Genomic DNA, 23,516 nt, shown 5'->3' on the forward strand with positions numbered 1-23,516 from the left:
TTGGGAATTGGGAATTGGGAATTGGGAATTAGTTGATGATAGCTACTTGGGTTTGTTTTTGTTAATTTTGAATAGGAATTTATCTAGCTGTTGTTGATTGAGTTTGGCTGCTGAAAAATCCGCAGGAGTATAGCTTTGAGACTCCGTTAATTGACAGTGATTTATTAGGTTTTTTAATGCTTCTATAAATCCTACAGCTAACTTTTCAATGGTGTCTTGCTTGTGAATTTTCTCACTATAAGTCCAAGTCATTTCCAGTTTTCCTCCACGAATAAAACCACTGATGCCTAATAAATGACTACGCTGATTGAGTAAGCTTTGTTTGGCTGTGAATTCTTTAGCCAAACCCAAGGATTCAGAGGCTTTCAGCACTTGATCGAATTGACCAAGGTAGTTAAAACTGATTTGTGCTGATGGTAGTGACTGTAATTTTTCGCGGATTGTGCTGTTTTCCTGCAAATATCGCAATACACCATAACCAATTCCTCGGTTGGGAATCTGCCGCAGTTGTTCTTTAACAAACTTTAAAGCGTTTCCTGGATGGTCAATTTCTTGTAGTTGTAACCTCACGGGGAATAATGTCGTAAACCAACCGACAGTGCGCGATAAATCTACATCCTCAAATAAGTCTTCCCTGCCATGTCCTTCCAAATCAATTAGTAAAGAACTTTCTCCTGTCCATTGGGCAAAACTTTGCACTAGGGCAGTCAACAGGACATCATTGATTTGAGTATTGTAGGCAGAGGGTACATCTTGTAAGAGGGCGCGGGTTTGTTCTTCATTTAAAGCCAGTGACACAGACGCGGTTGAGGCTACAGTGTTATTTTCTTGATCTGAAGGATAGTCTACTGGTAAAGCTGTGACTGGAATGCTAGATTGATTTAGCCAGTAATCCAACTCTTTGATAGCCTTGATTTGGGCATACTCTGTGAGGCGATCGCTCCAATATTGCCAGGAAGTTGTCTTAGGTGGTAATTTGATAACTTCATTGCGGCTAATTTGTTGGTAAGCAGTCGCCAAGTCTTCTAGCAAAATCCGCCATGAGACAGCATCAACAGCTAAATGATGGATAATGAAGAGTAAATAACTCGGTTTATCATTGCCTAATTGAAATAAAGCGACTTGTGCTATTACCCCCGTAGATAAATCCAGACTAGCCTGAAGTTCAGCATCAGTCGCTTTTATTGCTGTTTGCTGTTCTTGTGGTGATAGGTGGGACAAATCAAAGATACTCAATGGCACAGATTCCCGTGTCGCGGTGTTAATTTGTTGCCAGTTTTCTCCTTCCTGCACAAACCGCAGCCGTAAAGCATCGTGATGTCCTAACAGTTGTTGTAATACTGACTGCAATAACTCAGGTTGCAAATCTGATGGCACTTCTAACAGTGTTGACTGGTTAAAATAATTAGGTCTGGGTAATTTCTGCTCGAAAAACCAATTTTGAATAGGTGTCAACCTTACAGCACCAGTTACTAAACCTTGTTCAGCATTGATTTGGCGAGTGATACCCACTACAGCCGCTAATTCGGCAATGGTTTGATACTTAAATAGCTGTTTAGCAGCAATTTGGACACCCACCTGATTAGCTTTGGAAATTAACTGAATGCTGAGAATCGAGTCTCCACCCAGTTCAAAAAAGTTATCGTGGATGCCAACTTTTCCTATTCTGAGAACTTCCGACCAAATCGCCACTAATTTCTCTTCTATAACTGTACGAGGAGCAATAAATTTATCTTCGACATGATGAGAAAAATCGGGGGTTGGGAGAGCGCGATAATCTACTTTGCCGTTGGCAGTTATGGGGAGAGTTTTCAGCAGCATAAACGCCGCTGGAATCATGTAATTTGGGAGTTTTTCCTTGAGGAAATGGCGCAATTCATCAATTGTTGGTTGCTGATGCTGGGGAACAATATAAGCAACGAGTCGCTTTTGTCCGGGAACGTCTTCATGGGCGATAGCCACGGATTGTAACACTTGTGGGTGTTGTCTCAATACCGTTTCGATTTCTCCCAACTCAATCCGGAAACCGCGAATCTTCACTTGATTGTCAACTCGTCCCAGATATTCTAGACTGCCATTGGCGCGGAATCTTGCTAAATCCCCAGTTTTGTACAGTTTACTATTCCCTAGCTCCTCAAAGGGATTGGGGATAAATTTGGCATGGGTTAATTCTGGACGTTGCCAATAGCCTCTAGCTAGTCCTGCTCCCCCAATGTGCATTTCTCCAGGAACTCCTATGGGTACAGGTTGCAGATATTGATCTAAAATATAAACCTGAGCATTACTAATGGGTCGGCCAATGCTAACAGGTGCAACTGGGGTTAAAAGTTCTAAGGTGGTGACAACCGTTGCTTCTGTTGGTCCGTAACTATTAAACAATTGGGGGGCTGGGGAAAGATCAGCTACACAATTATGCCAATGTTGCACCTTTTCTAGTTGGACTTCTTCACCACCAATAATTACAGTTCTCAAACCTTCAGGAATGGGGGCATCTTCAGGGTTAAGTTCTGCTACTAACTGATGCCAGTATGCTGTGGGCAGATCCAAAACAGTCAATTGCCATTTTTGGCAATACCGCCAAAATTCATCACTGGAGTGGAGCATTTCTTCCGTGCGTAACACTAAGGTTGCACCAACGGACAGACAGGGAAAGATTTCCTCAATGGAAGTATCAAAGCAAACAGACGCAAACTGTAAAATCCTATCGCTGGTATTGATTCCATATTTATCAATGGCAGTGATTACAAAATTCATTAATGACCGATGTTCAATCATTACCCCCTTGGGTTTACCCGTAGAACCAGAAGTATAAATAATATAGGATAGGTGATGAAGTTTGACATCACTGTGCGGGTTAGCTGTGCTGTGTTGAGAAATGATTGACCAATCTGTATCTAAACAAATTGTTTTTCCTGTGTAATCTAGCCGTTGATTTGGGAATTTATCTTGGGTTAGCAAAATTCCTAGTTGCGTATCTGCGAGAATTTCAGCTATTCGCTCTTGGGGGTAGGATGGGTCAATAGGAACATAAGCGCCACCTGCTTTAATCACCCCAAGTAAGCCGATAATCATATCTAAGGAGCGTTCAATGCAGATTCCCACTAGGGTTTCTGGTTTAACTCCCAAACTTTGCAGATAGTGGGCTAATTGGTTGGCGCGATCGCTCAATTGACGATAAGTTAATTTTTGACCATCCTGTTCTACAGCTACAGCATCGGGTGTTAACTCTACCTGAGACTCAAACAACTTATGGATACAATTTTTCTGCGTATATTCTCTATGAGTCTGATTCCATTCCATCAATAATTCCTGCTGAGGCTGGTTTAGGATCGGTAATTCAGAAACTCGCTGCTCTGGGTTATCAACAATCCCTTTTAGTAAAACTTGATACTGATCTACCATCTGCTGGATTGTGGCAGCGTCGAATAAGTCAGCGTTGTATTCCCAAATAAGAGTAATTCCCTTATCTTTGCCATTTAGCTGGGAATGCGGAATCAACACAACATCAAGATCAAACTTTGTTGATTTGTTGCTGAGGGCTACATTCGTTGTGATGTTCAAGCCTGGTAAAGTTAAGTCTGGACGGGGAGAATCATGGAAGCTAAACATCACTTGAAACAGAGGATTATAACTTAAGTTCCGTATTGGCTTGATCACCTCCACGACCTTATCAAAGGGTAAATCTTCGTTAGCAAAGGCTTCCAGACTCACTTTGCGGACTCGACCCAGCAACTCCCGAAACGTGGGATTACCAGATAAATCGGTGCGTAAAACCAGGTTATTGACGATCATGCCAATTAATTGTTCTGTCTCGCGCATCCGCCGATTGGCAACAGCCGTACCCACACAAAGATCGTCCTGTCCAGTGTATCGGCGGACAATTACTAAAAATGCCGCCAAGGTCGTCATAAATAAGGTAATTCCCTCTTGACGGCTCAGAACTCTCAAGGATTCGCACAAAGTAATGGGCAACTCTAACCTGACTTGAGCGCCGTTGTAAGTTTGTTCTGCTGGTCGTGGGCGGTCATATGGTAATTCCAAGAGGGGCGGACTGCCGGATAACTGCTGCTGCCAGTAGGCTAATTGGGCTTGGGCTTCCTGGCTTTGCACCCATTCTCTCTGCCAACTCGCAAAGTCTACAAACTGGATTGGTAATTCTGGCAGTGGGGAGGGATGACCCTCACAGAAGGCTTGATAAAGTGCTAAAAACTCTTTCAAAAAGACGTTATTGAAAGACCAGCCATCATGAACCATGTGATGTTCAATGTGGACTAAAAGATGGTCTTGGTCATTCAACTTTAACAATAACCATCTGACTAAAGGCAATTTATCCAAGTAAAAGGGCTTCTTTACCTCTGCATCAAATAGACGTTGAATTTCTGCTTCTTGCTCTGACCCCGTAAATTTCTCGATGTCTACGACGTTTAATTCAATTGGTAAGGATGAGTGGATGACCTGAAATAACCGTCCATTGACTGCTGGAAAAGTTGTGCGGAAGATTTCATGTCTTTGCACAATCTCACTGAGACATTTTTTGAGGACTATGACATCGAGGTGTCCCTGAAATCTGAGAGTTGCTTGAGCTTGGTATGCTGTATTTTCGGGTGCTACTTCCTGGATGAAGTACACGCGCTCTTGAGCAAAGGAAACAGGTAACATTCCAGCCCGTGAAATCCTTTGTATAGCAGGACTTTGTAGTTTTTGTTCTAGGAGTTCATGCTGTTGAATGACACTAGCTAAACCCGCTACGGTAGGATTAGCAAAGATGTTTGCAAACGATAACTCAACTTGAAAACTGTCGCGTACACGGGAAAGGATTTGAGCCACTATCAGGGAATGTCCACCGAGATTAAAAAAGTTGTCATTAACTCCTATTTGCTCATAACCTAGTAAATCAGCCCAAATAGCCGCTAATTTTTCTTCAATTGGGTTACGAGGTGCAACAAAGCTTTCTTCTAAATCGGGGCGTGTGCGATCGCAAACTGGAAGATTCTGACGATCTACTTTGCCATTGGGGGTGAGGGGTAAAGAATCTAAAACGACAAATACCCCTGGAATCATGTATTGAGGTAGATTTTCTTGAAGTAAGTTTTTGAGGGTAGTAACAATTGCTTCCGGCTTTTGATTCAGAACCACATAAGCAAGCAGCCGTTTATCTCCAGGAATGTCTTCACGAGCAATTACCGCCGCTTGCTTAACATCTGGGTGTTGAATTAACAACTTCTCGATTTCATCCAATTCTATGCGGAAGCCGCGAATCTTGACTTGATTATCCACTCGCCCCAGAAACTCAATGTTGCCATCTGGTAAATAACGAGCTAAATCACCAGTTTTATATAATCTACTCCCTTCTGTCTTCTTAAATGGATTGGAAATAAATTTTTCCTTAGTTAATTCTGGACGGTTCAGGTAGCCTCTAGCTAACCCATCACCACCAATATATAATTCACCCGGAACGCCAATAGGAACTGGTTGAAGATTGTGATCAAGAATATAAATTTGTATATTAGCGATCGCCCGGCCAATGGTTGGTTGAGTTTCCCCAAAAGTACATTCTGCAACTGTGGCACAAACAGTTGATTCCGTTGGTCCATAAGCATTAAAGAAACGCCGCTCTTTTGACCATTGAGCGATCAATTTTGGATTACAAGCTTCTCCAGCAACGATGAGAGTTTGCAAGTTTGGCAATTCCTCTTTGGGCAAAGCTGCTAGTGCTGTGGGTGGTAGTGTGGCGTGAGTGATTGATTGTTGACGCAAAAATCGGATTAAGTCTATACCTGGACGCAAAGAATCTTGATTTCCCAGATAAAGACTAGCTCCAGAACACAAGGCCATCACAATTTCCGAAACTGAAGCATCAAAACTGAAAGAAGCAAACTGGAGAACACGGCTATTTTGGTTTACGCCAAACAGTTTTACTTGTGCTTGAGCAAGATTACATACCCCTCGATGCTGAATCATTACACCCTTTGGTGTGCCTGTAGAACCAGATGTATAAATCACATAGGCTAGATTTTCTGCCGTGACATCGCTAGTAGGATTTTCTTGATTTTGGCGAGTAATTAATTCCCAATCTTGATCTAAACAAACTGTTTTTGCACCACTGTCAGCAAAGCTTTTTACAAACTTTTGTTGTGTTAACAGCACTTGTACTTGTGAATCTGAAAGCATGAACGATAAACGCTCTTTGGGGTATGTGGGATCTAGTGGCAGATAAGCTGCACCCGCTTTGAGAATGCCCAACATTCCGATGATCATTTCTAGGGAACGCTCCACACAAATCCCTACCAGCACTTCTGGCTCAACACCCAAAGATTGCAAATAATGAGCCACTTGGTTAGCTCGGTGATTCAACTCTTGATAAGTAAGTTTCTGCCCCTCAAAAATGACAGCAATATTGTCTGGAGTTTTTGCCACTTGTGCTGCAAATAATTCATGTACACACAAATGTCGAGGATAATCTGCCCTGGTATCATTCCATTCTACCAATATTTTATGTCGCTCCTGCTCAGTTAAGGCAGAATAATCATCAACGTCATCATTAGAATCAATCACTATTTCTTGCATAAATTTAATTAAATGGTTGTCAATAATTAATCTTGGAAATCAAGCATCTCACAGCAGGATTGTAGGTTTTAGGTAAACTATTAATTCATCTAACTCTTGGGGGTTTTTCTATTAATTTTTTCTATTAATTTATCAAGCTGTTGTTGATTGATTTTAGCAGCAGCAAAATCAGAAGGGGTATAGGTGGATGACTCCTTAGATTTGCAGTGAAGAATCAGGGTTCTTAATACTTCCATAAATCCCAGCCCAAACTTTTCAATACTCGCTCGCTTGTGAATTTTCTCGCTATAAGCAAACTCCATTTCTAACTTTCCTGAGTGAATCAATCCACTTATTGCCAAGAGATGGCTGCAATACCCCCGCTGACTTTGTTCTGATTTCCATTCTTTAACTGCTCCCAACATGGCAGAAGCAGACAGAACTTGATCAAATTGACCTAAATAATTAAAACTGATTTCTGCTTGAGGTAAAGTTTGGAATTTATTTTGAATTATGGAACTTGGATGTAAATATCGCAAGATACCATAGCCAATACCATGTTTAGGTAGGCGACGCAGTTGTTCTTTCACTAATTTCAAAGTTTCTGCTAACTGATTCCCCAAACCAAGGTTGAATTGTACAGGAAATAAAGTAGTAAACCAACCGACAGTCCGGGATAAATCTATATCTTCAAATAAGTCTTCTCGTCCATGTCCCTCTAAATCAACAATTAATGAATTTGCTCCTGTCCATTCATGAAAGCTTTGTGCTAATGCAGTCAACAAAATATCATTAATTTGTGTATTATAGGCAGCGGGAACATCCTGCAATAAGGCGCGGGTTTCCTCCTCATTTAAACAGAGAGTCAGAGAATTAGTAGCAGCTAGTGTATTTTCTGTTTTTTGGTCAGGATAATCTATGGGCAATGAAGTAATATTCCCCGCAAACTGGGATAACCAATAATCAATTTCTGTGGACAGGTTTTCTGATTGGCTATATGCTTGTAACTGATTTGCCCACTCTTGAAAGGAAGTTGTTTTGGCTGGTAATTTGATAGTTTCGCCACTACTAAGTTGCTGATAAGCAGTTGCTAAATCTTCCAGTAAAATCCGCCATGAAATGCCATCTACTACTAGGTGATGAATAATAATTAGTAATTGATTTGGCCGATTAATTCCCCTGTTAAACAGCGCGAATCTAACAATTTCCCCTGATGACAAATTCAAGCTGGCTTGAAGTTCGGACTCTTTGGTTTTAATTACAGTTTGTTGTTCCTCTAAAGACAATGCCGACAAATCCACAAGCATAAAAGGAACTGTTTCTTGGGTTGTAGCATTAATATGTTGCGGGGGGTGGCTTTCAAGAACAAAGCATGAACGCAAAATATCGTGATGCGATAATAATTTTTGCACTGCTTGTTTTAATAAATCTGGCTGTGTTATTGATGGAATCTCTAACAAGGCTGATTGATTAAAATAATGAGCATCGGGGAAATTTTGCTCGAAAAACCAATGTTGAATAGGCATTAGCGGTATTGAACCTGTAACTAATCCCTGATTGGCTTTAATTTGCCGATTTGTGCCGACAACATTGGCTAACTCGGCAATAGTTTGATACTGAAACAGTTGTTTGGGAGTCAGTTGTAATCCGGCTTGATTGGCTCTAGAAATCATCTGAATACTGATGATTGAATCACCACCCAATTCAAAGAAATTGTCGTGAATGCTGATATTCGGTTGTCTTAAAACTTCAGCCCAAATTGCGACTAACTTTTCTTCTATGGGAGTCTGAGGCGCAACAAATCCTGCCGCTAAATTGGTGTCAGTAGTATCTGGGATTGGTAAAGCACGATGGTCTACCTTGCCGTTAGGAGTCATTGGTAGTTGATCTAATGGCACAAAGGTAGCAGGAATCATGTATGGAGGCAACTTCTGTTGGAGAAATTGGCGGATTTGCTCCAATTGGACTTGTGCTTGATTACCAATGATGTAGGCGACAAGACGCTTATTGCCAGGAATGTCTTCACGGGCAATGACGACGGCTTGATTCACCTGGGAATGTTGATTTAATATTGTTTCAATCTCACCAAGTTCAATCCTAAAACCACGAATTTTTACTTGAGAATCTATCCGTCCCAGGTATTCTAGGTTGCCATCAGGTTGATAACGAACTAAATCCCCGGTTTTGTATAATCTACTTTCCTCTGTGTTGACAAAAGGATTTTTAATAAATTTTTCTGCGGTCAATTCTGGCAGGTGCAAATAACCCCGTGCCACACCTGCACCACCAATATGGAGTTCTCCTGGTACTCCGATGGGAACGGGTTGCAAGTATTTATCTAAGACATATACTTGTACATTGCTAATAGGTTTACCAATGGGGATTTCCTGACGATGGAGAGTATTGTCTGATAATTGACTCAAAGTGGCAATTACAGTGGTTTCCGTTGGACCATAGCTATTAACTAATTTTGGATAATTACCTACCCATTTATGCCATGTTGCTACTTTTTCAGGTAGCGCTCTTTCTCCACCAATTATTACTAGTCGTAATGTTTCTGGTAAGGATAAATTGCCATTGGCTAATTCATTTACTAGCAAATGCCAGTAGGCTGTTGGTAAATCCCATACTGTTAGTCCCCAATTTTGGGACTGCTGCACAAATGCAGACACAGACTGTAACATTTCTTCTGTCCGCAGCACTAAGGTAGCACCACTGCCTAAACAGGGATAGATTTCTTCGGCGGCGGTATCAAAACTAATGGAGGCAAATTGGAGAACCCTATCGGTGGGGATGATTTGATATGCGGCGATCGCAGTTTGAGTAAAATTAACTAAGGAATTATGTTCAATCAGCACTCCTTTGGGTTTGCCTGTGGAACCTGATGTATAGATGACATAAGCTAAGTTGGTGGCTGTTACTGCCTGGTCAGGGTTCTCTTGACTTTGGGTAGCAATTACAGTTTTTTCGGTATCTAAACAAACTATTGACAGATTATGATCGGCGGCTATGGTTGCCCATTGCTGCATTGTTACCAGAATTGGTAGTTGAGCATCATTAACTATATCGCTCAATCGTTCGGCGGGATAGGCAGGATCTAAAGATACATAAGCACCCCCTGCTTTGAGGATTGCCAAAAGTCCCACGATCATCTCAAAGGAACGTTCAATGCAGATACCAACTAATGTATCGGGTTTTACTCCTAAGTTTTTCAGGTAGTGCGCCAGTTGATTAGCTTGTGTATTTAATTCTCCATAGGTAAGTTTTTGATGATCAAATACCAGTGCTACTGCATCAGGATTTTTGTCTACCTGTTCTTCCACTAACTGATGAATACATTTCCCTTGAGGATAAGCTGTTTTCGTCTCGTTCCAGTTAATTAATAATTGATGCTGCTGCTCTTTTGTGAGGAGGGGATATTGGGAAATTTGTTGATCAGGGTTAGCCACAATCTCTGCTACTAACGTTTGATATTCACCCGTCATCCGTTCAATGGTGGTGACATCAAACAGGTCACTATTATATTCCCAAACAAGAGTTATGCCCTCTGTTTCTATTCCTTTGGCTTCTTCTTGAGAATTGCGCCCTACCCGTTGTTCAGAACGAGGCATCACAACAACATCAAGATCGAATTTGGCTGATTTATTGTTGAGTGTCTCATGCTGTTTAATGCTCAATCCAGGTAGATTCAAATCAGGTAAAAGAGCATCATGGAAGCTGAACATTACTTGAAATAGAGGATTGTAGCTGAGATTTCTTTCTGGTTTGAGAATTTCTACGACTTTATCAAAGGGTAAATCTTCGTTAGCGTAACCTTCCAATGTAACATTACGCACTTGAGACAGAAGTTCTCGAAAGGTGGGGTTGCCAGATAAATCCGTGCGGAGGACGATATTATTAACAATCATGCCAATTAACCCTTCTGTCTCCCGCCAACGGCGATTAGCTACCCCAGATCCCACGCAAAGGTCTTCTTGTCCGGTGTAGCGGTAGATCATGGTCACAAAAACCGTAAACATACTCATAAATAAAGTCACCCCTTCTTGACGACCCATTTTTCTCAGGGCTTCACAAACATCTAGGGGCAGTTCCATGCGTACCATGCCGCCTTGGTAAGTTTGCTCGACTGGTCGCGGGCGATCGCCTGGTAACTCTAATACAGGAGGACTACCAGCTAATTTTTGTTGCCAATATTTTAGTTGGGCTTGTGCTGGTTCTGTTAACACCCACTGTCGTTGCCAATGGGCAAAATCGGCAAACTGGAGTGAGGGTTCAGTTAGGGGTGAGGGTTTTCCTTCTGAATAGGCTTGATATAATGTTAATAATTCTCGCAAAAATAAATTGAATGACCAACCATCATGAACCATGTGATGTTCAACATGAACTAACACATATTCTTGGTCGCTTAATTTTAATAATGTCCAACGAATTAATGGTAATTGACTAATATCAAAAGGCTCGTGAACTGCAATCTCTGTTAATTTTTGTACTTCCGATTCCTGTGCTGATTTGGGAAAATTTGACAGATCAATTACTGGTAATTTTACAGGTTGAGGTGGATGAATTAATTGTACCAACTTGCCCTCTACTGCCGGAAATGTCGTGCGGAAAATTTCATGACGACGCAAAATTTCGCTGAGACTTTCTTCTAGAATATCTATGTTTAAATTGCCCTTGATTCGCAAACTCTCTTGAAATTGGTAAGCAGTCATGGAGGGCGCTAATTGCTCAATAAAATACACTCGTTCTTGGGCAAAAGAAACAGGTAAATAACCCTCTCTGGAAATCGGCGTAATTTTGGCTAGGGGTAATGGTTGTTGTAGTTGCTGCTGCTGGATAATTACCTTAATTAAATCGTTAATCGTCGGGTTTGCAAAAAGTTGTCCAAAGGATAATTCAATTTGGAAAACATCCCGAATTCGAGACACAATTTGTGTGGCGATTAGCGAATGACCGCCTAATTGGAAAAAATTATCATCAATACCAATCTGTTCTACACCAAAAACCTTACCCCAGATTTGGGCAAGAGTTTCTTCCTGTGAGTTGCGCGGTGCTACAAAGGTTTCTTGAATATCAGGTATGGGAAGTGCTTGACGATCAATTTTCCCATTCGGAGTCAGAGGTAAAGCGTCTAGGGAAACAAAGACACTTGGGATCATGTAGCTGGGTAGCTGGTTTTTCAGGAAGCTGGGCAGCGTTGTACAGTTAATTTCCTCTTTTGATGATGGGACAATATAAGCTACCAAACGTTTGTTTCCAGGAACATCTTCCCGCAGAATAACTATGCTTTGAAAAACTTGGGGATGTTGATTGAGGAGGGATTCAATTTCTTCTAGTTCAATGCGGAAGCCGTTAAATTTTATTTGATTGTCAATCCGTCCTAAAAATTCTATGTTGCCATCTCGTAAATACCGTCCTAAATCACCAGTTTTATATAATTTTGAATTGTCAAAGGGATTTTTAATAAATTTTTCTGCGGTCAGTTCTGGGCGGTGCAAATAGCCCTTTGCAAGTCCAGCACCACCAATGTATATTTCTCCTATGGTTTCAGTCGGAACTGATTCCAGGTTTTGATCTAAGATATAAATTTCGATATTATCCCCCATTGGTTTACCAATAGGTATTTCTGTTCTTTCTAGTTGGGTGGCACTCAAACTGGATAAACAGCAAATTGAAGCAGCAACGGTAGTTTCGGTTGGACCGTAGCTATTAATTAACTGAGGGAAATTTCCGACATTCTTGAGCCACATTTTCACTCGTTCTGGTAATACCCGTTCTCCGCCAATAATTACTAAGCGTAGTGATTCAGGTAATGCTATGGGATTCATAGCTAATTCATTTACTATTAAGTGCCAGTAAGCTGTCGGTAAATCCCAGACAGTTATTTGCCAATCTTGAGATTGCTGTACAAATGAGGAGACGGAACTTATCATTTCCTCAGTTCGTAGAACTAAAGTTGCACCACAACTTAAACCAGGATAGATTTCTTCAGCGGCAACATCAAAACTGATCGAGCTAAATTGGAGAATTCTATCGCCCGTGGATATGTTGTATTGAGCTATCGCCATCTGGGTAAAATTCACCAATGAATGGTGTTCAATCATTACCCCTTTGGGTTTTCCCGTTGACCCTGATGTGTAGATGACATAAGCCAAATGATCAGGTTTAACTGTATTCACAAGATGGCGATTCCTAGGTCGCGCTTCGCTATCACTATGATCAAAAATTGCATCATGTTGACTATCTAAACAAATAATTGTCCCTGAATAATCAGATATTAAAGTAGACCATTTTTCTTGCGTTACCAACACAGAGATTTGAGCATCTTGTATCATGTAGTTCAATCTTTCTGCTGGATAATTAGGATCTAGCGGCAGATACGCTCCCCCAGCTTTGAGAATTCCTAATAAACCCACTATCATCTCTAGGGAGCGGTCTAGACAAATTCCTACAAGTACCTCAGTTCCTACCCCTAGTTTTTGCAAATAATTAGCCAGGAGGTCTGTTTGCAAATCTAATTCCTGGTATGTCAGTTGCTTATCCCTAAACACGACAGCTATTGCTTGCGGAGTTCGAGCAACCTGGGCTTTAAATAACTCATGAATACATTGTTTCAACATAAGTTTACGGGTTGTTGAATAAGTTGTTGGTGATAGCGTAGCGTGACGTAAGTCATAGGGAACAGTTTCAACTAAGATATTTTACAACACACTGCGTTGCATTCGCATCCTGGATCATTTTTTGTTAGAAAATAATGGCCTTTGAGAGTGTGACCCGAAAAAATCAGACCCACAGGCCATTTTTCTATTCTCACTATAGCGGTATGCACTTGGTAAATAATTGGACAAAATCAATTACACAAAAATCTGGACTGAAATCCTCGATTGGCAAAAGATTGGTAAATAACCAATATGCAATTAATTCTGTCTTGGCACTTACTATTCGCTCTTAAATGTTACCCAATTTAATAGTGAAATTATTCGTTTTCATCAACAATTTCCACTATTCTGGGTTCTGAAGCTGGTTCTGTGGAAGTAGAACTTACTGAACTTAGATGATCTTTCAATTTAGCTTTTAGCTCGTCTGAAATGGGTAGCTCTTCAATTTCTTTGATAAGTAATGTTTCTGACTCGGTTTTGAGCCGTTCTGAATAAACGGCCTTAATAATAGCTTCAATCCCGTATGCAGCAACACTATCTCCGACAACTGTTGTCAGACCAAGTAACCCTATACCACCAAGGATGCCGAAGGGTCCGCCTATTGCTGTGAGCGCAGCAACAATAGCAGCATTACTACCTGCTGATGTGACTGCTAAAATTAATAGAATTACGCCTGGAAGACCCAGACCAGCAAGTTTTTTTGCGATTTCGTCCATTTTGATCACCTAAAGTCCTGATATTGTTGGTTGAAACTTTTCTAGTGGGAATGAAATTGGAGTCTTGATATGGCAAGAAACCGATTCTAGAATTTATACTAAGTTAGCTAAAAGTCATTCGCTTTCAAATCAATTTTTAACATTTCCCTCCCTATTCACCTTAAATTTATAGCCATTCTCAATAATTTGGGACTTACACACTACAAGAATTAACCATCATTTGCATCTGTGAAAACTATACAACCTATTTGGTATTTTCTGTCCATACGTAAGTTTTATGATTAATCAAAAAACACTACAAATCAGGAAATTTAGAAAAGTCAAAAACATGACGATGAACTGATAGCTAGAATAACATTTCCATGCATAGTAATTCAGCAATATGAAATAAAATAGTAGCTTTATTATTACTCAAAAAGGTGTCCAATTTCCTATTTGAAGGTTGAAATACCTACTTTTCCTAGCGAGGGTAAATAGTTTTTGCTTTCTGAACTCAGATGATTTTTCAATTTGAGTTTTAACTCGTCTGAAATGGGTAGCTCTTCAATTTCTTTGACAAGCAATCTCACTGACTCAGTTTTGATTCGTTCTGAATAGACGGACTTAATAATAGCTTCAATCCCGTATGCAGCAATTGCATCTCCTAAAACTTTTGTCAGTCCGAGTAAACCTATCCCTCCGACAATGCCAAATGGTCCGCCTACTGCTGTAATGGCAGCAACAATACCAGCATTACTACCTGCTGATGTGACTGCTAAAAGGAGAAGAATTACGCCCGGAAGACCTAGACCTGCAAATTTTTTCACAATTTCATCCATTTTATCACCTAGCATTCTCGTATTGTGGGTTAAATATTTTTTATTTCCCTCTTTTTTAGATTTATTTTTCATCCAGAAGGTGGCTAATTTTCCCCTTTATGGCTGATATTGCCACTGTTCTTGGCGAGGCCAAATAGTTTTTACCTGTAGGATCGCCACTACGTCCTTTAAAGTTGCGATTGGTTGCATAAACTCCTGTTTCTTCTTTATCTAACACCCCCATTCCAGAATTAATACAAGCTCCACAACCTGACTTGAGAATCTGTGCGCCTGCTTGTGCAAAAATTTCCAGATAACCCAAGGCTTCAGCTTGTTCACGAATCTCTACGGAAGCAGGGACCACAAACAAGCTCACGCCATCTGCCAGTTGACGACCTTGTAAAACTTCAGCAGCCTGGGCTAAATCATAAAGCTTGCCCCCCGTACAAGAGCCAATAAAAGCTTTGGTAATCGGAGTCTCCTCTAACTGGCTAATAGGTATGACCTGATCTGGTTTTGGAGGACGGGCAACTTGTGGTTCTAAATTACTGAGGTCAAATTGATATACTTTTTCGTATTCAGCATCAGGATCGGCAATCATTTCTACAAACCCTTGTGTAGAACGACTTCTGACATAATTTCGGGTTGTTTCATCAGGAACAATTAACCCACAGACTGCACCACACTCAATAGCCATATTAGCTAAAGTCAATCGTTCATCAAAAGGTAGTTGTGCGAGTATTGATCCTCTAAACTCCATTACCTTACCGGTAGCACCAGCACAACCAATTTGACCTAAGATAAACAAGATAATATCTTTGGCACTAATATGGTGCGGTAGAGTTCCCGATAAATCAAATACTAATGTTGATGGAACACGAATCCACATATCCCCCATAGCATAGATATTCGCCATATCCGTAGTTCCCACTCCTGTGGAAAAAGCTCCTAATGCTCCATAGGTGCAGGTATGGGAATCTGTGCCGGCAATGATCATCCCTGGTCGGACAAATCCTTTTTCTGGAAGTAAAACGTGACAGATACCTGCGGCTTCCCCTGGGGAAACTACATCAAATAAGTAACATTCTTGGTCTTTGGCAAACTGAACCATCTGTTGATACATGAGTTCAGCTTTGTGATCAACACGGATGTCATTGACTTGGATGAAGTGATCTGCGACTAAAACTACCCGTTGAGCATCCCACAGCTTTGCATCTTCTCCATAGTGTTTATAAAATATTTTAGCGACAGGGCTGGCCACAGCATCGTGGGATAGGGCTAAATCAACTTGAGCAAAAACCACTTCTCCTGGAGTGACGTAGGTATTACCAGAGGATTTGGCTAAAAGTTTTTCCACTAAAGTCATGGGTCGCGGGGAAGTCGCGCTGGCAGGAATGGTAATTTTTCCCTGACGACGCTTTTGATTAAAAGGTATCAATCCACCGGCTGCGGCGATCACATTAACTACCGGATTCTCTGGTTTTTCTCCTAAAATTTCCAGGGGAAGTCCAATATTAATGCTATTGCGATAAAAAATTTCTGCGAACGATTTCGCCCGAATCAGTTCTATTCCGGCAGCTTTGATGGCAATGGGGGCAATTTCTCGACTAGAACCACAGCCGAAATTTTCTCCGGCTTCAATCACATCGTATTTTAGTAACTCCCCTACTCCAATGAGATGTTCTAAAGCATAGTGTTTCAAATTATCAGGGTCATCATTTGTCGCCCGGTTGGCAGGCATAATATCATCAGTATTGATATCATCACCTAAGTATAAAATCTGTTTGATACTACTCATAAAGCCCCCGGAATTGAGAATGTTGTTAGCTGGAAAGTTCTTCTAGTAAAAGGTCAATTAATTTTTCAGTATTGACAAATATTTCAGAGCCTTGGGGAAACAAATCGGCTGTCCGATATCCTTCAGATAACACTTGCTCTTGCGCTGCTATAATTCGTTGGGCAGCACCCACTTCCCCCCATTGCTGAAGCATTAAAACACAAGCTCCAAGAGTTCCTAGAGGATTAGCAATTCCTTTGCCAGCAATGTCTGGGGCTGTACCGTGAATGGCTTCGTATAGTCCAAATCCATCAGCATTCAGACTGGCTGACCCTAATAAGCCAATAGATCCAACTAAAGCTCCACCAATATCGCTCAGAATATCTCCAAACATATTGCCCGCCAAAACTGTATCAAATCTCTGGGGATTAAGAACCATTTGCATGGCTAAGTTGTCTACCAGCATTGGTTCAACAACAACACCTGGAAACTTGATTGCTTCTTCTTGGACTATACGAGTCCATGGCAAATGAGGCAAAGCATTTTCTTTGTGAGCTACGGTGAGCAATCCTCTTCGCTCTTGGGCTTTTTGTAAAGCTATACGAGCGATTCGTCGAATCTCTTCATCGTAGTAGAGCATGGTATGGTAGCCATAAGCTCCCTTTTCATCTGAAGAACGTCCAGCCGGTCCAAAATAAATCCCACTAACTAATTCTCGAATGATTAGTATATCGAGTCCTTGAACCTTTTCTGGCCGAAGGCTAGATTTATGCACTAAACTATCAATAATCCGAATTGGACGCAGATTGCAAAAAAAGTCATAGTGCTTTCGCAGTTCTAGGAGTCCCCCTTGGCTAACCGCACCAAATACAATCCCATTAGCTCCATCGCACAGTTGGACAGTGGCTTGAGGGAAATAACTACCCATTTGCAAGAAGGCAGTTGCACCAAGCCAACCATAGTCTACCCGCAAGGTAAATCCTTCAATTTTAGCGACGTGTTGAAGAATTTGCAAGGAAGCTTCTACAACTTCTGGACCAATTCCTTCCCCCGGTATGGCGACAATCCGATAAGATGGCTTACTTAAAGACCCCATTTTTCCGTATTTGTTAAGTGAACTACCCTGTAAGTCTTACGGACAGGGCTTCCCAATTCATCGGGAATAGCCTCTCTTGTCTTAGTAGTTCTGTTGGCCTGAGAGTTAGACATTCCCCCCAAGGACAGGAGTCCTGATTCCCAAGACACTTACCTATTAGCTTGGAAGTCTCTTACGGCGTTGGTACTAATAAGGATTAATACATCTTTAAATTGTTAAAGCTGAACTTCCCTCAGTAAAAACATTGACAATTTTGAAAATAGCATTGATTTGGCACTTTTCGTCGTATGAAAATACCAAGAATTATTGCTGACTACGGCAGGCTAGAAGCACAACCAAAAATATAATAATAGACAATCTAATATATGACAATACCTTAGCCAAAGATAATTTTTGGCAAAACTGCCAACAATAAGCTTAAACACAGGACTTACATGGGATTTCTCACAAAGAAAGGAAAAAAATCTGGAGATGATTTCGTAGTGAGGGCTTCAGCCCGCAAATGGGGCATAAATTCCTCACTACGAACTTTAAATTATTCAAGCCGTTCTACTTAACCTAACAACTCAATGTTAGAAAAGATGAAATCTTGAATAGAAATGCGTTCTGCGATTTCCGTGCGGATTTCCCGACGGTTAAGAATGTAGTAATTTCCTACCTTCTCATATTCATCAGTAAAATCGCTTTTACCGCCCTTTTGAGCGCCGGTTTCGGGGTCATGATAAACAGAATTGTATGTGTGAGAAAGATATCCTTCTCCAGTGTCGTGACTGCTGAAAGTGTCAATAGTCACAAAAGTACCGTGAATTAAACGGTGAACGTGGCAAACTTCATTGTTACGCACTTTGTACTTATCTCCTTCTGACTTTCCACCAACAAAAATTTCGACTGCGCCGGTTGCGTCAGTTTCACCGGGTCTAAAAGTATTTGCGCCGTGGGTTTGTTCAAAAGCGCGACGGACACGGTGAACGGCGATTTCCCAAGCTTGTCCGTGAATGGCTTTTTTAGCAGCTTCGTCTTCCACATTCAGAACTTCTGCCTTCATATTGGCATCAATCACCACTTGACCTTTGATCACTTGGTCATCATACTTATAAGTAATATCTGCGGTATAGCCAGGGAAATTTCCATCCCAAGTATAACGGTTTTGATAGGCAGCCTGAAAAAGTTCTTGGGCTGAGATTTGAGTAACTGTCATCGTGCTTGTCCTCTGGTTACAAGTTAAAATAGCTTTTTATCGTTGCTGGTATTAGCATAGAGGTAATTATCGAGGTTCGCATAGACCCCAAATGGGTACACTTATGGCTAAAACTCTCCACGCCATTTTTCAAGCGATCGCTAATGTCCAAAATGAGCAAGAATTAAAACTAGCTCTCATGGATACCATTGGCGACCATTTTGCAGTACAACATTGGGGTATGGATCTCCTAGGTGACCAATTAGATACTCAAATTGAAATTCCCGCTGTCTGCTTAGAAGCTAATCCCATTGGGCGTTATGTTGTCGAACGTCACGCCCCCACCCATGAACAATTAATTTTATCCCCAGAAGACTGGAAAAACTATTGCACTCGTCACGAACACGTAATGACTGGTCCGATAGTTTGTAATGGTCAATTAGTGGGGACTTTAAACTTTGCTCGTGACCCCGGAAGTCAGCCTTTTGATAGTAATGATTTAGCTGATTTAAGTGCAGTTTGTTTACATTTATCAGCGAAAATGGCCACACTCCAAGCAACACCAAAAACCTTTGCATCTGCTGGTAATTGTCCTCTCACAGCGCGAGAATTAGAAATTGCCAAATTAGTGGCTCAAGGTTTAACTAATGGGGAAATTGCCGTTAAATTATGGATTACTCAAAATTCTGTCAAGCAAGCTTTAAAAAGGATGTTCCGTAAATTAGAGGTTTCTACTCGTGCGGAAATGGTGGCAAAACTACAAGATAGATTAGTTTCCTAATAGCTATAAGTAGATCATAATAAAATGATAGATTATAGATACCCGACTTCTTAAATAAGTCGGGTATCTGAGTATTCAAATATATTACTCTTTTGCTACAGTTAATATCAAAATATTTTGTTAATGTCAAAAGAAATCCGATTATATTTTGATAATTGTAGGTTGGGTTAAGCGACAGCAACCCAACAAAATTTCAGAAATGTTGTCTTGATTTATAAACATAGTTTTATTCTATTATGCACAAATTATTAACTGGATCTTTGAGTACAGAAAAATTGACAGTAAAAATCCCCAACTTACCTCTATCATTAGCAGGATTAAAGTTGGTACAAATGTCAGATTTTCACTATGATAATGGTCTATTATCAGAAAAAATGTTAACAGAAGCAATTGCAGTTAGTAATGCCACAAAACCAGATTTAGTTATTTTAACTGGCGACTATGTTAACACAATTGCTAAACCAATTCATCAACTAGCACTAAGATTAAAAAATCTAGAAAGTCGCTATGGTGTCTATGCTATCCTTGGCAATCATGATATTTGTTATCCCAGTTCAAAATCAGAAATTACAAATGCTTTAACAAATGTGGGGATTAATGTACTTTGGAATCAAATTGCTTACCCAGTTGGAGAAAAATTACCTCTAGTGGGATTAGCGGATTTTTATGCCAAAGAATTTAATCCAGAAGCAATTATGAATCAACTTGATTCTACTACACCTCGGATTGTCTTATCTCATCACCCAGATACAGCCGAAATCCTCAAAAAATGGCGGGTAGATTTACAATTATCTGGTCATAGTCACGGTGGACAAATCGTAATTCCTGGACTGGGACCCGCAATGATTTACTATGCAAAAATAGTCAAAAAAATCCCCAAAAAAATTCGGCGTAAATTACCATTTTTACGGAAAACCCATTCTATATTACGCCATTGGCAATGGTCACAGGGTTTACATAAAGTGGGAAATAATCAATTATATGTAAATCGAGGTCTAGGAACTTATTTCCCCGGACGGTTATTTTGTCCACCAGAGGTTACTATTATTACTTTGGAAGTCTCTCCATGAAGATTTATAGAATAATAGACCGCAGATAAACGCAGATAAACGCAGATGAAGACGGATGAATAATTTCTTCCTTTGCGCCTTTGCTCCTTTGCCCCTTTGCGCGAAACAAAAACAATATAGTACAATAGAAAATTAGCATCAAATTGTGATTTTTTATGTCTGCTACGCCGTTTGTATCTCAGCTAGATTCTCCTAACTCCACTAAATCTCAACTTCTTCCCCCTCTCCTTGGTGCTTCCGTGACGGAGTTAACTGCTTGGGTACAGCAGCAGGGACAACCGAGTTATCGGGGTAAGCAATTGCATGATTGGATCTATAATAAGAGTGTGCGATCGCTCGCTGATATTTCTGTATTTCCGAAAAATTGGCGTTTGCAAGTTGCAGATGTTCCCATAGGTCGTTCTTCTCTACATTACCGTTCTGTTGCCCCCGATGATACCGTCAAATATCTCCTCAAATTGACTGACGGGGAAATTGTGGAAACAGTGGGTATTCCCAGCGATAAACGCTTAACAGTCTGCGTTTCTACTCAAGTTGGTTGTCCTATGGCTTGTGATTTTTGTGCGACTGGGAAAGGTGGTTACAAGCGTAATCTTACCCGTGCGGAAATTGTTGATCAAGTCCTGACTGTCCAAGAGGATTTTCAAGAACGGGTGAGTAATGTGGTATTCATGGGCATGGGTGAACCATTGTTGAATACGGAAAATGTGCTTTTAGCGATTAAATCCATTAATCAAGATCTGGGAATTGGTGCGCGATTTATTACACTGTCTACTGTAGGTATCCGCGATCGCATTCTTGAAGTCGCCCAACACCAACTACAAATTACCCTCGCTGTCAGTCTCCACGCACCCAACCAAGCATTACGAGAACAACTCATTCCCAGCGCCAAACCCTACCCCATAGAAGACTTACTGGCAGAATGTCGAGAATATGTAGAAATAACTGGACGCAGAGTTAGTTTTGAATATGTTCTTCTCGCTGGAGTCAACGACTTACCCGAACACGCTTTAGAACTATCAAAACGTCTGCGGGGTTTTCAAAGTCACGTTAACTTAATTCCCTATAATCCCATTCAAGAAGTAGATTATAAAAGACCAACCCGCGACCGAATCGAAGCCTTTGTTAATGTTCTTCAACAACAAAATACTGCTGTTAGTGTCCGCTATTCTCGCGGTTTAGAAGCCGATGCTGCTTGTGGACAATTAAGAACAACAAAAAGGTAATTAAAATTGTCAATTATTTCCTAGCATAAATGCCTGGTGCATAAGCCTCAATTACTTTACCGGTGCGGGTGCAAGTTATCATTAGGTAATCGCAACTAGGGCATTGTGTCCGCGTAATTTGACTATCAGAAATATAGTGACGTTCAGCAGCACTACCGCAATTTGGGCAATGAATCTTTTGTGATACTTGCATTTTAAAACCCCTGGATTTAATAATTTTTTAGAAAAAGTGACAAAAATTGTTTAATTGTTGTGAATGTGAAAAATTTGATATCTTAGGTCATTATCTCAAACCTGATAATTATTATCATCATACCTGAGATATATAAATTTACTTTAGATGTAACTTTCCTTAGATTAGCCGTGATCCCTATGGTGTAATCCTTGAGATAGTCCTGTTTATTCTTGTGGAAAAATAAGTTATTTTCCCATTCAAGCGTTACCAAATAGAAAAAACTGTAATCAAAGTCACAAAATCAATAGTTTTATATTTAATTAATATTTGCACAGACCACATACCTATCCCACCAGTCATACAATTATTGTGGGGTGGGCTTCTAGCCCGTCCATTTAGTATTTAGGGAACATCAAAAAATAAATTACCCAATTTTGTGGGATGGGCATCCTGCCCGTCCTTGATGATTAGCGGGCAAGACTTGTACTGAGCTGGTCGATAGCGCAGCGTGGCGTTAGCCATAGTATGCCCGCACTACAAGAAATTTTTGGGTATTTTTTTAATTGGAAGTCCCTTATACTAGATACTAGGAAAATATATTAGTCCGTTTTAACGGACTTGAGCTATGAGACAGGGAATTTATTCCCTTTCCGGTTGTGGAAGGCAACAGATAAGCCGTTTTGAGTATAATTGTATTTACCTACTTAACCATGAATAAAAAAGTAAGTAGTCATCCCAAAAGCTACCACAATCACGAATTTTCGCACCAAGCTGGGTTCTAGTCTGCGGGCAAAATGAGCGCATAAATAACCACCCAGAGAACCACCAACCGCCATGATCATAACTTGATGCCAAGCAATCAAATTAGCGAACATAAAAGGAATAATTGCCACACCATTAATGCAACTACCCAATAAAGTTTTAAAAGCATTAATAGAGTGAATATTTTTCATCCCTAAAAAGGTTAAAGTTGCTAACATTAAAATGCCTATACCCGCACCGAAAAAACCACCATATATAGAGATTGCCAATTGAGAAACTAGGAGAATAAATAAAGGTGGAGGTGCAGAAACATCATTTTTACTCTGAAGTTGCAGCCAGCTTTTTAGAGATTCACTAAATGTAAATATCAATGTTGCTGATAGTAACAAATAGGGCAGCATCTTTTTAAATACATCTGGTGATGTATATAATAAAGCCACTGAACCAATGACACCACCCACTAAACTGGTACCAGCTAGTAATAATAATTGTCGTTTTTCGATGTTTAAATCTCGACGATAAGCTCCTGCACTAGCTATAGCTGCTATCCACAGTGCAGTATTATTTGTAGCATTAGCGTTAATTGGGGCGATACCTGTAAATATCAGGGTAGGAAAGGTAATAAAACTGCCACCACCCGCTACAGCATTGAGTCCACCGGCAATAAATGCGGTGCTGAACAGAAGTAAGCTATGGATTAAAGTTAAATCTTGCGGCATTTTCTGTAATTAATA

At 40.5% G+C, this 23,516-nt stretch carries 12 protein-coding genes and 1 pseudogene; 3 read left to right on the forward strand and 10 right to left on the reverse strand.

Going from position 1 to position 23,516, the window contains the following annotated elements:
• Nucleotides 1–42: 42 nt before the first annotated feature.
• From FJR09_RS07315 to FJR09_RS07345, 8 genes and pseudogenes are all read right to left on the reverse strand, one after another.
• Entirely contained in the window at nucleotides 43–6,567 is a 6,525-nt protein-coding gene (locus tag FJR09_RS07315; RefSeq protein ID WP_168653488.1) for a non-ribosomal peptide synthetase, read from the reverse strand.
• Nucleotides 6,568–6,656: 89 nt separating this feature from the next.
• Nucleotides 6,657–13,166: a non-ribosomal peptide synthetase gene (locus tag FJR09_RS07320; RefSeq protein ID WP_168653487.1), complete on the reverse strand. Its 6,510-nt coding sequence runs from the start codon at nucleotides 13,164–13,166 to the stop codon at nucleotides 6,657–6,659.
• Between the two features lie 356 nt (nucleotides 13,167–13,522).
• On the reverse strand, nucleotides 13,523–13,921 hold the full coding sequence (locus FJR09_RS07325) for a hypothetical protein (RefSeq protein ID WP_168653486.1): 399 nt from the start codon (nucleotides 13,919–13,921) through the stop codon (nucleotides 13,523–13,525).
• A 431-nt stretch (nucleotides 13,922–14,352) separates the two neighbouring features.
• Nucleotides 14,353–14,739, reverse strand: a complete 387-nt coding sequence (locus FJR09_RS07330) for a hypothetical protein (RefSeq protein WP_174782914.1) — start codon at nucleotides 14,737–14,739, stop codon at nucleotides 14,353–14,355.
• 61 nt (nucleotides 14,740–14,800) lie between these two features.
• A complete protein-coding gene (locus FJR09_RS07335) occupies nucleotides 14,801–16,084 on the reverse strand; it encodes an aconitase/3-isopropylmalate dehydratase large subunit family protein (protein WP_371260399.1) in 1,284 nt (427 codons plus the stop codon).
• 132 nt (nucleotides 16,085–16,216) lie between these two features.
• Nucleotides 16,217–16,366 (reverse strand): annotated as a pseudogene (leuD, locus tag FJR09_RS26120) (3-isopropylmalate dehydratase small subunit); the annotation flags it as partial.
• 175 nt (nucleotides 16,367–16,541) lie between these two features.
• Entirely contained in the window at nucleotides 16,542–17,591 is a 1,050-nt protein-coding gene (locus FJR09_RS07340; protein WP_015078971.1) for an isocitrate/isopropylmalate dehydrogenase family protein, read from the reverse strand.
• A gap of 553 nt (nucleotides 17,592–18,144) precedes the next feature.
• Nucleotides 18,145–18,789 carry a DUF3386 domain-containing protein gene (locus tag FJR09_RS07345; RefSeq protein ID WP_148763024.1) on the reverse strand — a complete coding sequence of 215 codons (645 nt, stop codon included), beginning with the start codon at nucleotides 18,787–18,789 and terminating at the stop codon, nucleotides 18,145–18,147.
• Nucleotides 18,790–18,892: 103 nt separating this feature from the next.
• Between FJR09_RS07345 and FJR09_RS07350 the strand changes: the two genes are divergently transcribed.
• From FJR09_RS07350 to rlmN, 3 genes are all read left to right on the forward strand, one after another.
• Complete coding sequence (locus FJR09_RS07350) at nucleotides 18,893–19,549, forward strand: LuxR C-terminal-related transcriptional regulator (RefSeq protein ID WP_015078969.1); 657 nt, start codon at nucleotides 18,893–18,895, stop codon at nucleotides 19,547–19,549.
• A 236-nt stretch (nucleotides 19,550–19,785) separates the two neighbouring features.
• Nucleotides 19,786–20,619, forward strand: a complete 834-nt coding sequence (locus FJR09_RS07355) for a metallophosphoesterase (protein ID WP_015078968.1) — start codon at nucleotides 19,786–19,788, stop codon at nucleotides 20,617–20,619.
• A gap of 155 nt (nucleotides 20,620–20,774) precedes the next feature.
• Entirely contained in the window at nucleotides 20,775–21,845 is a 1,071-nt protein-coding gene (gene rlmN / locus FJR09_RS07360) for a 23S rRNA (adenine(2503)-C(2))-methyltransferase RlmN (RefSeq protein WP_168632631.1), read from the forward strand.
• 13 nt (nucleotides 21,846–21,858) lie between these two features.
• Here the strand turns inward: rlmN and FJR09_RS07365 are convergent, their stop codons facing one another.
• Entirely contained in the window at nucleotides 21,859–22,038 is a 180-nt protein-coding gene (locus FJR09_RS07365; RefSeq protein WP_015078966.1) for a hypothetical protein, read from the reverse strand.
• A 686-nt stretch (nucleotides 22,039–22,724) separates the two neighbouring features.
• Nucleotides 22,725–23,501, reverse strand: coding sequence for a sulfite exporter TauE/SafE family protein (locus FJR09_RS07370; protein WP_015078965.1), 777 nt, complete (start codon nucleotides 23,499–23,501; stop codon nucleotides 22,725–22,727).
• Between the last annotated feature and the right edge of the window lie 15 nt (nucleotides 23,502–23,516).

The organism is Dolichospermum sp. UHCC 0406 (assembly GCF_009712025.1).
Classification (GTDB): domain Bacteria; phylum Cyanobacteriota; class Cyanobacteriia; order Cyanobacteriales; family Nostocaceae; genus Dolichospermum; species Dolichospermum lemmermannii.

Bases quoted from the DNA above. Each gene is read 5' to 3' on its own strand.
- FJR09_RS07315 (WP_168653488.1), bottom strand. From the start codon at position 6,567: ATGCAAGAAATAGTGATTGATTCTAATGATGACGTTGATGATTATTCT.
- FJR09_RS07320 (WP_168653487.1), bottom strand. From the start codon at position 13,166: ATGTTGAAACAATGTATTCATGAGTTATTTAAAGCCCAGGTTGCTCGA.
- FJR09_RS07325 (WP_168653486.1), bottom strand. From the start codon at position 13,921: ATGGACGAAATCGCAAAAAAACTTGCTGGTCTGGGTCTTCCAGGCGTA.
- FJR09_RS07330 (WP_174782914.1), bottom strand. From the start codon at position 14,739: ATGGATGAAATTGTGAAAAAATTTGCAGGTCTAGGTCTTCCGGGCGTA.
- FJR09_RS07335 (WP_371260399.1), bottom strand. From the start codon at position 16,084: ATGACTTTAGTGGAAAAACTTTTAGCCAAATCCTCTGGTAATACCTAC.
- FJR09_RS07340 (WP_015078971.1), bottom strand. From the start codon at position 17,591: ATGGGGTCTTTAAGTAAGCCATCTTATCGGATTGTCGCCATACCGGGG.
- FJR09_RS07345 (WP_148763024.1), bottom strand. From the start codon at position 18,789: ATGACAGTTACTCAAATCTCAGCCCAAGAACTTTTTCAGGCTGCCTAT.
- FJR09_RS07350 (WP_015078969.1), top strand. From the start codon at position 18,893: ATGGCTAAAACTCTCCACGCCATTTTTCAAGCGATCGCTAATGTCCAA.
- FJR09_RS07355 (WP_015078968.1), top strand. From the start codon at position 19,786: ATGCACAAATTATTAACTGGATCTTTGAGTACAGAAAAATTGACAGTA.
- rlmN (WP_168632631.1), top strand. From the start codon at position 20,775: ATGTCTGCTACGCCGTTTGTATCTCAGCTAGATTCTCCTAACTCCACT.
- FJR09_RS07365 (WP_015078966.1), bottom strand. From the start codon at position 22,038: ATGCAAGTATCACAAAAGATTCATTGCCCAAATTGCGGTAGTGCTGCT.
- FJR09_RS07370 (WP_015078965.1), bottom strand. From the start codon at position 23,501: ATGCCGCAAGATTTAACTTTAATCCATAGCTTACTTCTGTTCAGCACC.